This window comes from Pseudomonas qingdaonensis, assembly GCF_018398475.1.
Classification (GTDB): Bacteria; Pseudomonadota; Gammaproteobacteria; order Pseudomonadales; family Pseudomonadaceae; genus Aquipseudomonas; species Aquipseudomonas palmensis.
Genome location: NZ_CP074676.1, coordinates 1,358,257 through 1,371,871 on the forward strand (window position 1 = coordinate 1,358,257; position 13,615 = coordinate 1,371,871).

The 13,615-nt window shown below is 61.0% G+C and carries 22 protein-coding genes and 2 pseudogenes; 11 read left to right on the forward strand and 13 right to left on the reverse strand.

The window, feature by feature from the left end:
- Positions 1–116: 116 nt before the first annotated feature.
- The 13 genes and pseudogenes from mutS to KH389_RS06165 all read right to left on the reverse strand — a co-directional run bounded on the left by mutS (position 117) and on the right by KH389_RS06165 (position 8,979).
- On the reverse strand, positions 117–2,684 hold the full coding sequence (gene mutS / locus KH389_RS06105; protein WP_213607030.1) for a DNA mismatch repair protein MutS: 2,568 nt from the start codon (positions 2,682–2,684) through the stop codon (positions 117–119).
- 50 nt (positions 2,685–2,734) lie between these two features.
- Complete coding sequence (locus KH389_RS06110; protein ID WP_213607031.1) at positions 2,735–3,712, reverse strand: tyrosine-type recombinase/integrase; 978 nt, start codon at positions 3,710–3,712, stop codon at positions 2,735–2,737.
- Positions 3,713–3,723: 11 nt separating this feature from the next.
- A complete protein-coding gene (locus KH389_RS06115) occupies positions 3,724–3,921 on the reverse strand; it encodes a DUF4224 domain-containing protein (RefSeq protein WP_213607032.1) in 198 nt (65 codons plus the stop codon).
- A 53-nt stretch (positions 3,922–3,974) separates the two neighbouring features.
- Positions 3,975–4,295, reverse strand: coding sequence for a hypothetical protein (locus KH389_RS06120; protein ID WP_213607033.1), 321 nt, complete (start codon positions 4,293–4,295; stop codon positions 3,975–3,977).
- Positions 4,292–4,456 carry a hypothetical protein gene (locus tag KH389_RS06125; protein WP_213607034.1) on the reverse strand — a complete coding sequence of 55 codons (165 nt, stop codon included), beginning with the start codon at positions 4,454–4,456 and terminating at the stop codon, positions 4,292–4,294. The genes KH389_RS06120 and KH389_RS06125 overlap by 4 nt, the downstream gene beginning before the upstream one ends.
- Positions 4,453–5,187 (reverse strand): hypothetical protein, encoded by a 735-nt coding sequence (locus KH389_RS06130; RefSeq protein ID WP_213607035.1) that lies wholly within the window; start codon positions 5,185–5,187, stop codon positions 4,453–4,455. Before KH389_RS06130 ends, KH389_RS06125 begins: the two co-directional genes overlap by 4 nt.
- A complete protein-coding gene (locus KH389_RS06135; protein ID WP_213607036.1) occupies positions 5,184–5,327 on the reverse strand; it encodes a hypothetical protein in 144 nt (47 codons plus the stop codon). Before KH389_RS06135 ends, KH389_RS06130 begins: the two co-directional genes overlap by 4 nt.
- Entirely contained in the window at positions 5,324–5,986 is a 663-nt protein-coding gene (locus KH389_RS27240; RefSeq protein ID WP_244988683.1) for a hypothetical protein, read from the reverse strand. The genes KH389_RS06135 and KH389_RS27240 overlap by 4 nt, the downstream gene beginning before the upstream one ends.
- 151 nt (positions 5,987–6,137) lie before the next feature.
- Positions 6,138–6,287: pseudogene (gene csrA / locus KH389_RS27245) on the reverse strand (carbon storage regulator CsrA); the annotation flags it as partial.
- 60 nt (positions 6,288–6,347) lie between these two features.
- Positions 6,348–6,947 carry an Lcl C-terminal domain-containing protein gene (locus KH389_RS06150; RefSeq protein ID WP_213607038.1) on the reverse strand — a complete coding sequence of 200 codons (600 nt, stop codon included), beginning with the start codon at positions 6,945–6,947 and terminating at the stop codon, positions 6,348–6,350.
- Between the two features lie 137 nt (positions 6,948–7,084).
- On the reverse strand, positions 7,085–7,600 hold the full coding sequence (locus tag KH389_RS06155; protein ID WP_213607039.1) for a Rha family transcriptional regulator: 516 nt from the start codon (positions 7,598–7,600) through the stop codon (positions 7,085–7,087).
- Between the two features lie 96 nt (positions 7,601–7,696).
- Complete coding sequence (locus tag KH389_RS06160; protein WP_213607040.1) at positions 7,697–8,092, reverse strand: helix-turn-helix domain-containing protein; 396 nt, start codon at positions 8,090–8,092, stop codon at positions 7,697–7,699.
- Positions 8,093–8,220: 128 nt separating this feature from the next.
- Positions 8,221–8,979, reverse strand: a complete 759-nt coding sequence (locus tag KH389_RS06165) for a S24 family peptidase (protein WP_213607041.1) — start codon at positions 8,977–8,979, stop codon at positions 8,221–8,223.
- 98 nt (positions 8,980–9,077) lie between these two features.
- On the opposite strand from KH389_RS06165, the gene KH389_RS27685 reads away from it, so the two are divergent.
- The 11 genes and pseudogenes from KH389_RS27685 to KH389_RS27555 form a co-directional block, all read left to right on the forward strand.
- Positions 9,078–9,404, forward strand: a complete 327-nt coding sequence (locus KH389_RS27685; protein WP_213607042.1) for a transcriptional regulator — start codon at positions 9,078–9,080, stop codon at positions 9,402–9,404.
- Complete coding sequence (locus KH389_RS06175; protein WP_213607043.1) at positions 9,401–9,946, forward strand: KilA-N domain-containing protein; 546 nt, start codon at positions 9,401–9,403, stop codon at positions 9,944–9,946. The genes KH389_RS27685 and KH389_RS06175 overlap by 4 nt, the downstream gene beginning before the upstream one ends.
- A 125-nt stretch (positions 9,947–10,071) precedes the next feature.
- Positions 10,072–10,392 (forward strand): hypothetical protein, encoded by a 321-nt coding sequence (locus KH389_RS06180; RefSeq protein WP_213607044.1) that lies wholly within the window; start codon positions 10,072–10,074, stop codon positions 10,390–10,392.
- Complete coding sequence (locus KH389_RS06185; RefSeq protein WP_213607045.1) at positions 10,389–10,700, forward strand: hypothetical protein; 312 nt, start codon at positions 10,389–10,391, stop codon at positions 10,698–10,700. The genes KH389_RS06180 and KH389_RS06185 overlap by 4 nt, the downstream gene beginning before the upstream one ends.
- Complete coding sequence (locus KH389_RS06190; RefSeq protein ID WP_213607046.1) at positions 10,697–10,963, forward strand: hypothetical protein; 267 nt, start codon at positions 10,697–10,699, stop codon at positions 10,961–10,963. Before KH389_RS06185 ends, KH389_RS06190 begins: the two co-directional genes overlap by 4 nt.
- A complete protein-coding gene (locus KH389_RS27550; protein WP_338053204.1) occupies positions 10,960–11,445 on the forward strand; it encodes a Cro/CI family transcriptional regulator in 486 nt (161 codons plus the stop codon). The genes KH389_RS06190 and KH389_RS27550 overlap by 4 nt, the downstream gene beginning before the upstream one ends.
- Complete coding sequence (locus tag KH389_RS06200; RefSeq protein WP_213607047.1) at positions 11,442–12,191, forward strand: Rha family transcriptional regulator; 750 nt, start codon at positions 11,442–11,444, stop codon at positions 12,189–12,191. Before KH389_RS27550 ends, KH389_RS06200 begins: the two co-directional genes overlap by 4 nt.
- On the forward strand, positions 12,188–12,499 hold the full coding sequence (locus KH389_RS06205) for a hypothetical protein (RefSeq protein WP_213607048.1): 312 nt from the start codon (positions 12,188–12,190) through the stop codon (positions 12,497–12,499). The genes KH389_RS06200 and KH389_RS06205 overlap by 4 nt, the downstream gene beginning before the upstream one ends.
- Positions 12,496–13,059 (forward strand): hypothetical protein, encoded by a 564-nt coding sequence (locus tag KH389_RS06210; RefSeq protein ID WP_213607049.1) that lies wholly within the window; start codon positions 12,496–12,498, stop codon positions 13,057–13,059. Before KH389_RS06205 ends, KH389_RS06210 begins: the two co-directional genes overlap by 4 nt.
- Entirely contained in the window at positions 13,056–13,283 is a 228-nt protein-coding gene (locus KH389_RS06215) for a hypothetical protein (RefSeq protein WP_213607050.1), read from the forward strand. The genes KH389_RS06210 and KH389_RS06215 overlap by 4 nt, the downstream gene beginning before the upstream one ends.
- A 45-nt stretch (positions 13,284–13,328) precedes the next feature.
- Positions 13,329–13,427: pseudogene (locus KH389_RS27555) on the forward strand (helix-turn-helix domain-containing protein); the annotation flags it as partial.
- Positions 13,428–13,615: the final 188 nt, after the last annotated feature.

Here is a 13,615-nt window from a genome sequence, read left to right on the forward strand (position 1 = left end):
GGCAGCGTTCCCTTCCAGACAGGGCCGCTCGGTTCGGTAGGTCGGCAGCGAGCCAGGCTAATAACTCGCTGCCCCGCCGAACCGCGCGGGATTCTATCAGTTTGTGCGATGGGGCGTTATAACAGAGTCTTTAGTGTATAGAGCATTTCGATAGCTTGGCGTGGCGTCAGGTTGTCCACGTCGAGCTTGCCGATCTTCTCGATCACCGGATGCGGCAGGCTGGCGAACAGGTCGCTCTGGTGCGGCGTGCTGGGCGCTCCCGGGCTTGCTGGCGCGGTTTCGTGGGGCAGGCTGTTGGTTTCCAGGCGGCCCAGGTGCTCGCGGGCTCGCTGGATCACCGGTGCCGGCACGCCTGCCAGTTGTGCCACTGCCAGGCCGTAGCTCTGGCTGGCAGGCCCTGGCAGCACATGGTGCAGGAACACGATGCGTTCGTTGTGCTCGGTAGCGTTCAGGTGCACGTTGGCCACCAGCGGCTCGCTTTCGGGCAGCACGGTCAGTTCGAAGTAGTGCGTGGCAAACAGCGTGTAGGCGCGCAGCTGGGCCAGGCGCTCGGCGGCGGCCCAGGCCAGCGAGAGGCCGTCGAAGGTACTGGTGCCGCGGCCCACTTCGTCCATCAGCACCAGGCTGCGTTCGGTGGCGTTGTGCAGGATGTTGGCGGTTTCGCTCATCTCCACCATGAAGGTAGAGCGCCCGCCGGCCAGGTCGTCGCTGGAACCGATACGGGTGAAGATGCGGTCCACCAGCGACAGCTCGCAGCTGGCGGCCGGCACGAAGCTGCCGATATGCGCCAGCAGCACGATCAGTGCGGTCTGGCGCATGTAGGTGGACTTACCACCCATGTTCGGGCCGGTGATCACCAGCATGCGCGTGTTGTCGTCCAGGCCCAGGTCGTTGGCCACGAACGGCGTGGTCAACACCTGCTCGACCACCGGGTGGCGACCCTGGCTGATGCGCATGCACGGTTCGTCGACGAATGTCGGGCAGTTGAGGTCAAGGTTCAGCGCACGCTCGGCCAGGTTGCTGACCACATCCAGTTCGGCCAGCGCCGCGGCGGTGTCCTGCAGCGGGGCCAGGTGGCCGATCAGGGTTTCGAGCAACGCATCGTAGAGCATCTTCTCGCGCGCCAGGGCGCGGCTCTTGGCCGACAGCGCCTTGTCTTCGAACGTCTTGAGCTCGGGGGTGATGAAGCGCTCGGCGCCCTTGAGGGTCTGGCGGCGGATGTAATCGGCCGGCGCCTGTTCGGCCTGCTTGCTCGGCAGCTCGATGAAGTAGCCATGCACGCGGTTGTAGCCGACCTTGAGGTTGGCAAGGCCCGTGCGGGCCTTTTCGCGGGCTTCGAGGTCGATCAGGAACTGCCCGGCGTTCTCGCTCATCGACAGCAGGTCGTCGAGCTCGGCGTCATAGCCGACCTTGAGCACGCCGCCATCACGGATCACCGCAGGCGGGTTGTCGATGATCGCCTTCTGCAGCAGGTCGGCCAGTTCCGGGTAGGTACCGGCGATGGCCGCCAGGCGCGCCAGATGCGGTGCCTCCAGCTCGGCCATGGCGTTCTGCAGTTCAGGCAGCGCGCCAAGCGCGTCGCGCAGGCGCGCCAGGTCCCGTGGGCGAGCATTGCGCAGGCCGATACGGGCGAGAATCCGCTCGATATCGCCGATGTCCTTCAGTTGCGGTTGCAGCTTCTCGAAGCGGTAGCCGTCGAGTAGGCAGCGAATCGAGCTCTGGCGGGCCTGCAGCACCTTCAGGTCACGCAGCGGCCGGTTCAGCCAGCGGGTCAGCAGGCGGCTGCCCATGGCGGTCTGACAGCGGTCGATCACCGATTGCAGAGTGTTGTCGCGGCCCCCGGCCAGGTTGACGTCCAGCTCCAGGTTGCGCCGGCTGGCGCCGTCTAGCACCACGGTGTCGTCCAGCCGCTCGTGCTTGAGGCTGCGCAGGTGCGGCAGGGCGGTGCGCTGGGTTTCCTTGGCGTAGGCGAGCAGGCAGCCGGCGGCGCCGATGGCCAGGGTCAGCTTCTCGCAGCCGAAGCCCTTGAGGTCCTGGGTTGCGAACTGCTGGCACAGGCTCTTGCGCGCCGAGTCACGGTCGAAGTCCCATGGTGCGCGGCGGCGCGAGCCACGGCGCTTCTCGGCGGGCAGGCCCTGGGGCCAGTCGTCGGGGATCAGCAGCTCCACGGGGTTGACCCGCTCGAGCTCGGCCAGCAGGTTTTCCCAGCCCTTGAACTCCTGCACGGTGAAGTTGCCGCTGGTGATATCCAGCACGGCCAGGCCGAACAGGCGTTCGTCACCCAGTACGGCGGCGATCAGGTTGTCGCGGCGCTCGTCGAGCAGGGCTTCGTCGCTGACCGTGCCTGGGGTGATGATGCGCACCACCTGGCGTTCCACCGGGCCCTTGCTGGTGGCCGGGTCGCCGATCTGCTCGCAGATCACCACCGATTCGCCCAGCTTCACCAGCTTGGCCAGGTAGCCTTCGGCGGCGTGGTAGGGGATACCGCACATGGGGATCGACTGGCCCGCCGACTGCCCGCGGGCGGTCAGGGTGATATCCAGCAGTTTGGCGGCCTTCTTCGCGTCTTCGTAGAAGATCTCGTAGAAATCGCCCATGCGGTAGAACATCAGCTGGTCCGGGTGCTGGTTCTTCAGCTTCCAGTACTGCTGCATCATCGGGGTGTGTTGGGAAAGGTCAGACATTCAAGGCCTTGCAGCTGTGTGTCTATTAGACAGTTGCGAATTGTCTAATACTACAGGCTTTTTCGTGGCATTGCTGGCGGCTGAGCGATGTCGATTTCCCTCAGTCGAAGGTACCGCTTTGTCATTTTGGGGTCGGTGTGGCCGCCAAGCTTTTGCGCATCGTTTCCTTGTCGGTCGGTATCGGTCAGCGACTTGGCCCTCAGGTCATGGATGGTTGCCCCTTCTATGTTTGCCTTCACGCAAGCCGATCTGAATGCTTGCTTTACCGTTTCATAGGAGACGGGCTTGCCGCCAGACCTTGCGCAGAACAGGGTCAGCCCGCGCACTCGCCGGGGTAGCGCTTTAATCCGTCCGAGAAGATCTTCCAGGTCAGGGCTCATGGCCACGACTAATTTTGCCCCGGTTTTTTGCTGCTCAAAAGCTATGCCAGCAGGGGAGATATCGGCCAGCCGGATTGATAGCACGTCACTAATTCTCTGGCCGGTCAGGTAGCACATTTCAAAAATAGAGCGCATGTAATCTGACGCGCCGGCGCAGATCGCCGAGAACTCATCGTCAGTGATGTATCGGTCGCGCTTCTTTTCGGCGTGCCGCTTGATGCCGATGCATGGGTTTGAATCAACCACCTGCTGTTCCAGGGCATAGGCAAAGACCATCCGCAGGAACGAGATCACGCGGTTTGACATGTTCGGCGTGTCCGCCATGTGCAGTTTCAGCTTGGCAACATGGCGCGGAAGGACCTGGCGCGGCTCAAACTCGGCGAGGTACTCCTTGAGTCGCGCAGCGGCAGCCTCGTACTGCTTGACGGTGTTGTCGGCCAGTCGGTGCTTCATTGCATCCAGCGCCTCATCAATCAGCTTTGCCATCCCGCCTTTTCCGCTCCCTCCCACCAGCCTGGCATAGGCCAGCAAAGCGTCTTGATAGTCGCTACCCAGACGCTCCCACTTTCCCTTTCGCACCAGGTAATAAGCCCCGTGCTTCATGTACATGCACGGCGGTAGGTGCCGGTCTTTCTTTCGTGGTCTCATCGCTCTTGCCCCTACCCAAGCCTTAGCTCGGGACCTTTCTTGTGTTCGACCTGCCCGCCAAGGCGAGCAATAACTACTTGTCGCAGCACCTTTGGCTTGCCGTCAGCATCCAGCACGTAGCCGAACCTCTCCGCCTCAAGCCACCTGATCTGCTCCTTGGCCCTGACGTAGCCGGTCATATCGGCCACCTCATCTGATGTCATGAACATGGGTCGCCTCCACTTCGGCTAGCGCGTCAGGTTCTGGTTGTCACGCCAATCTGTCACGACAGCACCCCTGTAGCCCGCGCGGCGGCAGCGACGATAAAGAACGACACCAAGAAGCACGACGCCGCGAGCATCGGGTGGTCGCTGTAGATCAGCGCGTAGAGCTGGAATCCAGTGCTGGGCAAGCTGATCCACCAGTAGCGCAGAATCCGCTCGCCAACTTCGCCAGCTACGACCCCAGATGCCCAACCGATCCAGGCCATGGCGTTGAGCGCCACGGCGACGTAGAAGGCGAAGCGGCTGAGCTGGGCACCGCCGAACAGCAGGGACAGGCTGATGATGGCGCTGATGGCCGTGGAGATAAGGGTCTGGATCATGATTGAGTCGCCTTCTGATCGAATGCGTGCAGTGCCTTGTCGAGCGCTACAACGGCCTGGTGCCGGGTGGCGCAGGTTGTCTCGGCGTAGATGCCTGGGCGGGAACCGCGAGCCGTCCAGCTCCCGTTCTTGTTCTGGGTTACCTCGATCACGGCGCTCATGCCCGACCTCCCGCCAGCGCCGCCAGCTCAGCCACCAGGGCCTCGGTGCGCCCGTAGAACTTCCCGGCGTCTTCGTTCACGAAACGCTCGAGCACGGTGGCCACCGCCTGCTGGTTGGCCAGGCCGCGCAGATCCGCCTCGGTGAGTGGCGTGTCTGTCGATGGCGCGTGCACGAAGGCCTCCTGACTGATCAGGAGGGTTCGCACCGGGCGGATGCCCTTGCACTTGCTCACCCAGTTCGTGTCGGGCACGCACCAGGGCAGCATGTGCAGGCACCAGGCCGTGGCGGCGTTGGACTTTTGGCTGCTGCTCCAGTACTCACGCAAACCAAATGCCTGATCGGCATCGTGATCTGGAACGTCACCGGCGCGCCCCCAGCCTTCGAGCTGGAGCAGGTTGCAGCGCAGCACCTGCAGCTCCTCGATCGACGGGATGTGCCAGCCCCAGGTGCCACGGATGTTCATGCCCAGCACCTTGCGGGCAATGGCGCTGCCCTCGGCGGCCATGGCCTGGGTGTTCGCCATCCCGTCAAAGCGCGACGTTGCCCCACGGATGCGCGGGCGCGGGCCTTCTTCTTGCCACCAGTGGGCAGCGACTTCGAGCTCTCGGCCTGAATCGATCACCGCATGCTCGGCGCCGTCGAAGAAGATCCGACCTGCGAAGAAGCCGCCGCCCAGGGGTTGGCCGACAGCGGGGAGGGCAGCCGGGGTGATTGCTCGACGCTTGCTCATGGCAGCCTCCGGAAGTGATCGGCCAGCACCCGGCGTCCATCCAGGCCGCACGCGGCAGACAAGTCCAGCACCTGGCCGAAGGTGGTTTGACGCTGCTGTAGGGCCTCCCACAGTTGCAACAGCAGGGATGCGCGGCTCATGGCTGCTGCTCCAGCACCACCGGCTGCTGCAAGGCTTCAAGGCGCAGCGCCGTGTCGATCTCACGGTCCAGTTCTTCAGTGCAGAACCACTTGTTTCCGCGCACCACCAGCAGGTCGTGATCAGGATCTTCCAAGCGTTCGCGATCACGCAGGTAGCGGTACCGGCGCGCGTCGTTGGCCAGGCTGACGTGCTCGTCGATGCTGAACCTTCCTGAAGTCTCGGACTTCTCCTCGGTCAATGTCGGCGCAAGCGTCCCCAGCAGTGGCCAGATCGCATCGAGGGCGGTGTCGAACTCCTCCCACATCTGCTCGCTTGGGTCGCCACCGTGATCGCAGACGGCGCGTAGCCCGCCGACTTTGATATTGATCAGGCGCAGGAGGTCATGCATCTCGCGAGCGTGCGCCACCAACAATGGGTGCATGCCCAGGGCGCGCTCGCAGTACTCCATGGCGTGCCCGTGCTCCTCGCGCTCCCGGCCAAGCTCTTGCGCCTTGGTTTCCCACTCAGCCTGCAGGTCGCCCTCGCTGGTGCCGGCGACCACGGCCAGTCCACGCCCGATGTAGACGTGCGCGTCGAGCTTGACGAAAGGCAGAATGTGTTCGAGGGTGCCGCCCTTGGCGGGGCGCAGCACCAGCGTGATGCGATCAGGCTGCGTCATGGCTCACCCCCGTGGGCTGAGCTTCGCGTTCCGCCTGCTCATCGGCCAGCAACTGCCGCCATTCGGTCTCGGTGCGATTCGCGTAGAGCGGCTCTGGCTCATCAGGTGGCGTTGGGGCTGGCGCATTTGGGCGCGGGATGCCAGCAGCTTTGCGCACGGCGATTTCCTGGCGATCCACCGCAATTCCCTTCGGCGCCTCGATGGCCAAGCGAACCTGGTTACCCTTGATACCCAAGACAACGACAGTGACGCTGTCGCCGATCTGGATAGATTCGCCTGCATGACGACTGAGAATGAGCATGATCAAACTCCCTGTGACTGGTAGTGGCACCGGGGCTGTCGCCCCAGTGGAAGGAATGAATTACTGAAGGAATCTGCGGACGGGGCGGACACGGAGCTCGTCGTCCTTGACGTTGAAGCCCTGATAGCCATCAGCGAAGTCCACGTTGAATGCGCTGCTGGCGGAGCGCTGCGAACTCGACCAGTACCACTCAGTCTCAAAGTGCTCGGGAATGTTGGCCCAGGCGTGACTCAGCTCGGCAATGGCAGGCAGGTAGAAGTCGCTGTGACCGTCGCAGGTGAAGCCGAAGGCTGCCCCGGCAGCCGGGTGAGAGCCGTTGCGTCCGGTAAGTACGAGCGTGTTCTGGCGACCATCGGTCCGGCTGGTGGCCTCGACCTCGGTGCCGTGCTCGCCATAGGCGTGCTTGCCTACGTCTTGAGCCGCGAAGATCACATGGCACAGACCCTCGGCGTACTGGCGAATGCCGGCGTAGATGCCGCCCTGGCCAGGCCAGTATTCGCCGATCGCAGGCGGGGTGAGCTTCGGCGCTGCAGCCTGGGCCTGCGCAGGCTCCTTCGCGGCGCTGAGCAGGGCGCCGAACAGGGCCGATGCGGCGGGACTGACTGCTGGCGGCATGGCCAGGGTGACGTTGATGGTGCCGATCAGTGGGGCATGCTCCATGTGGATCTCCTTTTTTAATCGGAAAGGTGATGGTTTTCATCACCTATGGTTTTTTCAGGCAAGCCGATAGCCCGCCGAGTAACTTGGCTTTCGAGTGAAGTTGCGGTGTTACTTGGGCGGAAGTTACGCCCGACATATCAGTGAAGCTGCAGTACCTGCTGCCCATCCTTTTCAAGCTGGATGATCTTTCCCTCAATGGCAGGCTTCTTGAGCTGCCATCGGCGCATCGTCTTCCCTGCAAGACTCGCCAGGCCCTTCTCCTGCTTGAACTCAGCCATCAGCAGGTGCCGCTGTTGTTCAAACGACAGGGAGCGGCCCTGTAACTCACGGGCCATACGGTTGAAAGCCTCAATGAAAGCTTCCTTCCAGGCAGCGGCCTTTTCGCCGGTGAAGCCCATGGCCAAGAAGGTGAAGCCGTCCTTTGTCATGTTGAACGTTCGCTGAGGTCGGCCGTACTCGTCGTGGTAAAAGATCTCCTCAAAATTGAGGAGACGGAATTTTGCCGAGCATTTGACGTTATCGATGGCGCGTAACACGTTGTCGTGGCGCTTTCCGAAACGCTTGGCCACTTTCACCGAGTCAGCGGTCGGCTCGTCGCCGTCGCAGCTCACTAGCTCGCGGTAGTCGGCCTCGGTCAAAATCAAATCAGTCATCCAGTTTCTCCTCGAATAGAGCCATCGCTTGCGCATCCATTCGCTGTGCTGGTTGGTCACCGCGCAGGGCTCTCGTTGGAAAGCCCTCGACGCCGACTAAGCCGCTACCTGGTATTGCTCAACCCTACGCGCCGCAACGCGAAGCTCGACCCGGCGCTCGCTATTTCCGCCTCGGCGCACTCGAAACATCTGGTCGTCACCGATCATTCCGTGGATGGCCATTAGTAGGGCCAGAGCGGTGGTAGCCGGGCTGATGACACCTCGACGGAAGGCTTCGGCAACCAAGGCCGCTCGACGAGTTACGCCCCACTTGGTACCCAGGCACATCAAGCGCTTTTTGATGCCGTCCTCGCTGACCCCCAATAGACGAGCAGCTTCTTTCCCCGAAGCCCCGCCTGCGATTGCCAGCAGGCACTCCAGCTCACGCGGAGCTGCGCCATGGCCGAGGAGGCCCTGCCAGTTGCCGACGGTGATCGAGGTCGAGGTGGTCATGGTGGTAGCTCCTTGCCGTTGGTTAATGTGGCAAAGAGTACCAATTGGATAATTTTGGTCAATCCTTTTTGGTAAATATTTTTCCCAAAAAAAAGCCCGCTCGACGGCGGGCCATTTACCAGCAGGGTTCAGACTCTGTTTCCACTCCACACAAAAACCACCCTTCCCAAGATCTGAACCCGCTCCTCTAGATCCTCGGGAACCATGATCTCTTTGTATTTTGGGTTGTCGGACACGATCCGAATCCCATCCACCTCCCGCTGAATTCTCTTTACCAGCAGCGACGTGCTCATGGCGATCAGGTAGACAGCATCGTAGGAAACTGAATCCACACCAGTGTCGATCAGAAGCAGGTCACCATGCTTGATAGTCGGAAACATCGACTCGCCCATCCCGGTGATGATTCTCAAATTCGATATTTCGGTCATGGTGACTGTTCGGCGCAGCCACTCGACCTCAAGAGACATCCTGCTGGCCACAACCTCGGTTTCGGGGGCGAAGCGCCCTGGACCCATCGACGCCTCGACATCCATCACTGGGATATCAACATGCCCGCTGTATCTCTCGATCTTTTGGGCGAGACGAACTGGGATATCCAAGTGAACAGGCGAGATCGCATCTGGGTTGGTCGCCGGGTCCCATGCCCCGCCAGCCTCAAGCTTTGTGAGAGGGGTATCGAGGTAACCAGGATCGATCCCCAGCGATCTCTCAATATCCCGCGCCATGGATTCTCCAATGTTCCTTGAGTGGGCGGGATTGTCTGAAAACAGCCTTGACACGTACGAAGCAGGCTTGCCAATAGCCTCGGCCAGAGAGGACTTGCGTCCGCTGAACATTGTGAGAAGGAGTTTATGAAGGCGGTGGCGCCGGATGTCTTTGATTTCCATGTCTGAAATGTACCTTTTATTTCCCATTAGGGAAATTACCTTGAATTGGTACATTTTCTGAGTAAGCTAGGGCGAAAATGCACCATTAGGTAAATTCAATGAACCTGGCCGACTTCCTAGAAACCTTGCCCAGGGGCGGAAAGAAAATCATCGCCTTGCGGCTTGGTGTGACCGCCTCCTACTTGTCTCGCCTCGTCTCGGGTGATCGGTCTGTAACCGCCGAGCGGGCTATCCAAATCGAAGAAGCAACCGACGGGGTCGTTACTCGTTTTGAGCTTCGCCCAGACATCCAGTGGACGCTCCCCAAGCGACCAAAGCGTAATGCCAAGTCGCCCCTATGGGAAACAAATGTACAGGTAGACCCTCGGCAATACAGCTCCACCGGTAGGGCTGTTGATCCATCCAGTATCGGAGGTGCGCAGTGAGCAACGTAATTTCATTGCCATTCGAGGGCGAACCGGTGCAGTTCAATCTGGATGGCTGGATCAATGCTACCCGCGCCGCAGCACGATTTGGAAAGGTTCCGAATGAGTGGCTGCGTCTTGCCTCCACCCGTGAATATCTCGAAAAGCTGGCCGCCAGTGCCTCAACTAGTAATGCGGGGAAATCCCGCATTACGTTCGTAACATCACGTCGAGGCAACTCCCCGGATAGCGGCACATGGATTCATCCACGGCTCGCTGTGAAGTTCTCACGATGGCTGTCCGTAGACTTTGAGCTCTGGGTTGACGAGCAGATCGACGCGCTTCTTCGGGGCAGCCTGTCTGCGATGGATACCCTAAACCGCGCCTGCAAGAAATTTGACGATCACAAAGACGTAGCGAGTGCCGCCGGTCGTGCACTGAATGCCTGGAAGCGTGAAAAACCAATCCTGATCGCTGAGGTCGAGCGCGGTCGTCAGTTGGTGCAAATGACCCTGGGCTTCGACGCCCCCAACACCAATCCCAAAAAGCAGGCGCTGCCATGAAGGTCTGCCCATCCCTGTTTTTGTTGAGCGGCTGAATCGCGCGCAACAAAAAGCCCGCTTCACAGGCGGGCTCTTTAACCGTCCCCGGCAAGGGACTTTTTGAATCTTCGTTCGAGGAGAACGATATGTCGCACCCAAAAAATAGCAAAACCCCACTTGCAGCGCAACTACCCCTGCTGCGCCCGATGGATTTCGGTGCCCATGAGTTCGAGGGCGATGCGGTCTTTCGCATCAATGCCGACGTTAATTTTATGGACGGGCTAACCCTGGCCGCGGGGCTCACGGAGGGCATACACCAGCTCACGCACAGACTTGCGCTTGCAGCCAACCTTGGAGAGGACATTCGAGTGAATGAGCTCAAGGCGCTGGCGTTCTTGGCTGATGCTGCGAATACCTTGAGCCGTAGCGCGCAGGTCGCCCTGGAGAAGTGGGAGGTTCAGCCATGACCTCGCCACTTGTAACCTCCTCCAGCACGTTCGGCCAGAACGGCCGGGAATTCTTCTTCGCAACAGTGCCCGGCGTCAGTTGCGCCGACGCCCTCAACTTGGCTAGTGCAAGCCTGTCTTCAGTCGAAGACCTGCTTGGTCAGCTTGTTCAGATCAAAGAAAGCTGCCACGTGGCTTTTGCAATCCGGGCCCTAGCAAGCCAGGCGAAGGCACTGATCGACTCAAGCGTTACGGCCTTCGAGCTGGCAGAAGTTCCCGCGCCACAAAACAAAACCTCGCCAGCTTGTGGTGCGGAGGTGTCGGCATGAGCAAGCACCCCCAAACCCTTGCCAGCCCGTTCGCTACTTACGGTCTCCACGATGTGCTGGAAGCCTCGGGCGGGATACCGCTGCATGAAGCTCTGGATGCTGCTACTGATCGCCTGGAGGCAGTGGTCGCTGGCCTGCGCGAGTTGATGCAGGAGCAGTCCGTTACTCATCACGCCACTCTCGTGTACTACGCCGCTGAGAGCGCTCTGGCGCTCGTCTACTCAGCTCACGCTGGCGTCGATCCGGCTGGAGGTGCTGCATGAGCATTGGAATCGCTGATTCTCGCGACCTTGCAGCAGCAGTCGCGCACGATGCAATTGACCAGCTCGCCGCAGCGGTTGACACCATCAACCAGCTTGAGGCGCTTTTGAAGGCTGCCCGCGTCGGTGCAGGCCGGGACACGGAGACGGCACGCCTTCTTGATCTGGGTATCTACGCGATCTCGGTTCAGACCAATGACTTCGATTATGCGCGGGAGATGCTACGTGGGCGCCTGGATAGCTCCGCGCCACAAAAGCCGTCCGCGTCAAAGCGTGGCGCGCCATGTCCAGATCGGCTACCCCTGAAGGTGTTTGCAGCGGGTCGTCAACATGAAGCTGCCCGTGACCTTGGCGTACAGCAGGCTGCGATCAGTAAAGCCATTCGAGTTGGTCGTGCCGTTTTCGTCACGCGCCAAGCTGATGGCTCCTACAGCGCAACAGAAGAGAAGCCTTTTCCATCTCCGCGCTCTGGAGGTGCTGTATGAACCTGGTCACCATCAAGGACGGCCAGGTCGTCACCACCACCCTTGCCATCGCCAAGGGTACTCGGAACGACCACGCCAGCGTTATCAAGCTGGCTCGCACCTATCAAGCCGATCTGGAGGAGTTTGGGCCAGTCGGATTTGAAATCCATGTGGTGACGCGCCCGCAAGGCGGGGGCACACCAGCAGAGTTCGCCATCCTCAATGAGCCGCAGGCCACGCTGCTACTCACCTACATGCGTAACTCCGAGATCGTCCGGGCCTTCAAGAAAAAGCTGGTTCGTGAGTTCTGGGAGCTAGTCCAAGAGCGCAACCGGGCCGGGTCATCCATGCCCGAGAACTACATTGAGGCTCTGGAGCACCTGCTGGCCTCGAAACGTTCGGAGCAGCTTGCGCTGGATCAGCGTGACCATGCGATCGCCACCAAGGCCGAGATCGGCACTCGCCGCGAAGCCACGGCCATGGCCACCGCATCCGCCGCGGTGCGCAGGGCTCAACAGCTTCAGGAGCAGCTTGGCCTCGGCACTCGCCAGGCGTCCGTGGTCGCGGTCGAGAAGGCCACCCGCCGCAACTTCGGCACTGCCGGTTACGTGCCGCTGCGCAAGTGGTGTACGGCGCGTGGCATCACTGCACCCAAAGTCATCCATCCCACCTTCGGCACGGTTCGCTCCTGGCCCGCTGGCGCCTGGATGGACGTTTACCAAATTGACCTGGCCGAGCTGTTCGGCGCTGCTGGAGAACACGAATGAAAGCCAAACCAACCTACCAGCAGCTGATGGAGCAGATTGCTGAAGCGGCCGTTGAGTTCCAACAGGCCGAGATACTGCGCAACGCCCTGAAGCGCGAACTGAGTGTGATGTATGCGACCTATTTCCGGGCTCATGGTCGCCCAGGTAATGGCGACCGCGCCCGCTTCGACCTTGAGGACCCGGCGTATCGCGGAGTGATCCAGTTCACCGAAGGGGCGTACAGCCGTTGGTTCGATCAGCGCGCCCTCACGACGAAGCTCAAGCGCCGGCTGCGCGGCCTGGTCGAGCGTCTGGAGCGTGCCCAATGAGCAAGGTGATCAACAAGGCCTATTTTGAGAGCTTCTCCAATGCGGCTCTGATGTTGTTGTCCTTCGAGGCCGTCATGGACGCAATCGAGGTGGTCAGCGACGGCGCCAAGATCCGCGAGTACGACGAAACCTATGTCGGCCTGGTCGGTGCGAGCCTGGCGCTGAGCGTTCTGTTCGAGCGGCAGACCGGCAATGATGCATCGGTCGTGTGTGGCGAGCACCTTGAGCAGGAGCGTCGGCATCTGCTGGAGGGGGGTGAGCCGCCAACCTTCAGCATTCCGATCGTCAACACTCTGCGCGAGCCACTGCGGCCCGAGGTTTTCGACCATCTGACCACTCTGCAGCTCGCCAGCGCGTCGTTCAACTATGCCGACAAGGTGTTCGAGACGATCAGCAACCACTCGCCCCAGGCGCTTGAAATGGCCGAGGCCAGAGTGTCTTCCCTGGATGCGGTGACAGCGCTTCGCTCACTCGTTCTGCGTCTGGCCGGTGGCTCGCTGACGGACTTGGCCGGTCATGTGACGAAGATCACCGGTGCCGGATCGGAGACCCTCCAATGACCAGACCGTATACCCCCCAGGCGCTCCAGCAGCACGCTGGCGCCTCGATCATTGCCGGACCCTGGCCTACCTATTCCCAGTTCAAGTATCTGCCAGAGCGCGAGCGCTGGGTGCTGTACGGATCTGCCAAGGACTACCGCGCCTCGCTGGAGGCCCAGGGCCTAGCGATGGCCGAGAGCTACGACGAATTCATCAAGCGGGTGACCGCTGAGCTGGAGATTTAACCCGTGAGCACCATTCTCATGAGCACTTGCTGGCCACTTCAGGGTATGAGTGCTACCCAGAAAGCCGTCCTGATATCTCTGGCCGACAACGCCAACGATGAGGGGGTCTGCTGGCCTTCGGTGCCTCGGATTGCATTGCGGACCTGCCTTTCTGACCGAGCCGTTCAGTCCGCTATCAAGTGGCTGCGTGAAGCAAATCTGTTGGAAGTGAAGGCCCGTAACGGCCGATCGACGATGTACACGCTAACCCCCGAAGCATATTCACCCCCGAACGAGGTTCACCCCGAGCCAGGTTCACCCGCCCCCGAAGGAGATGCACCACCACCCCCGAA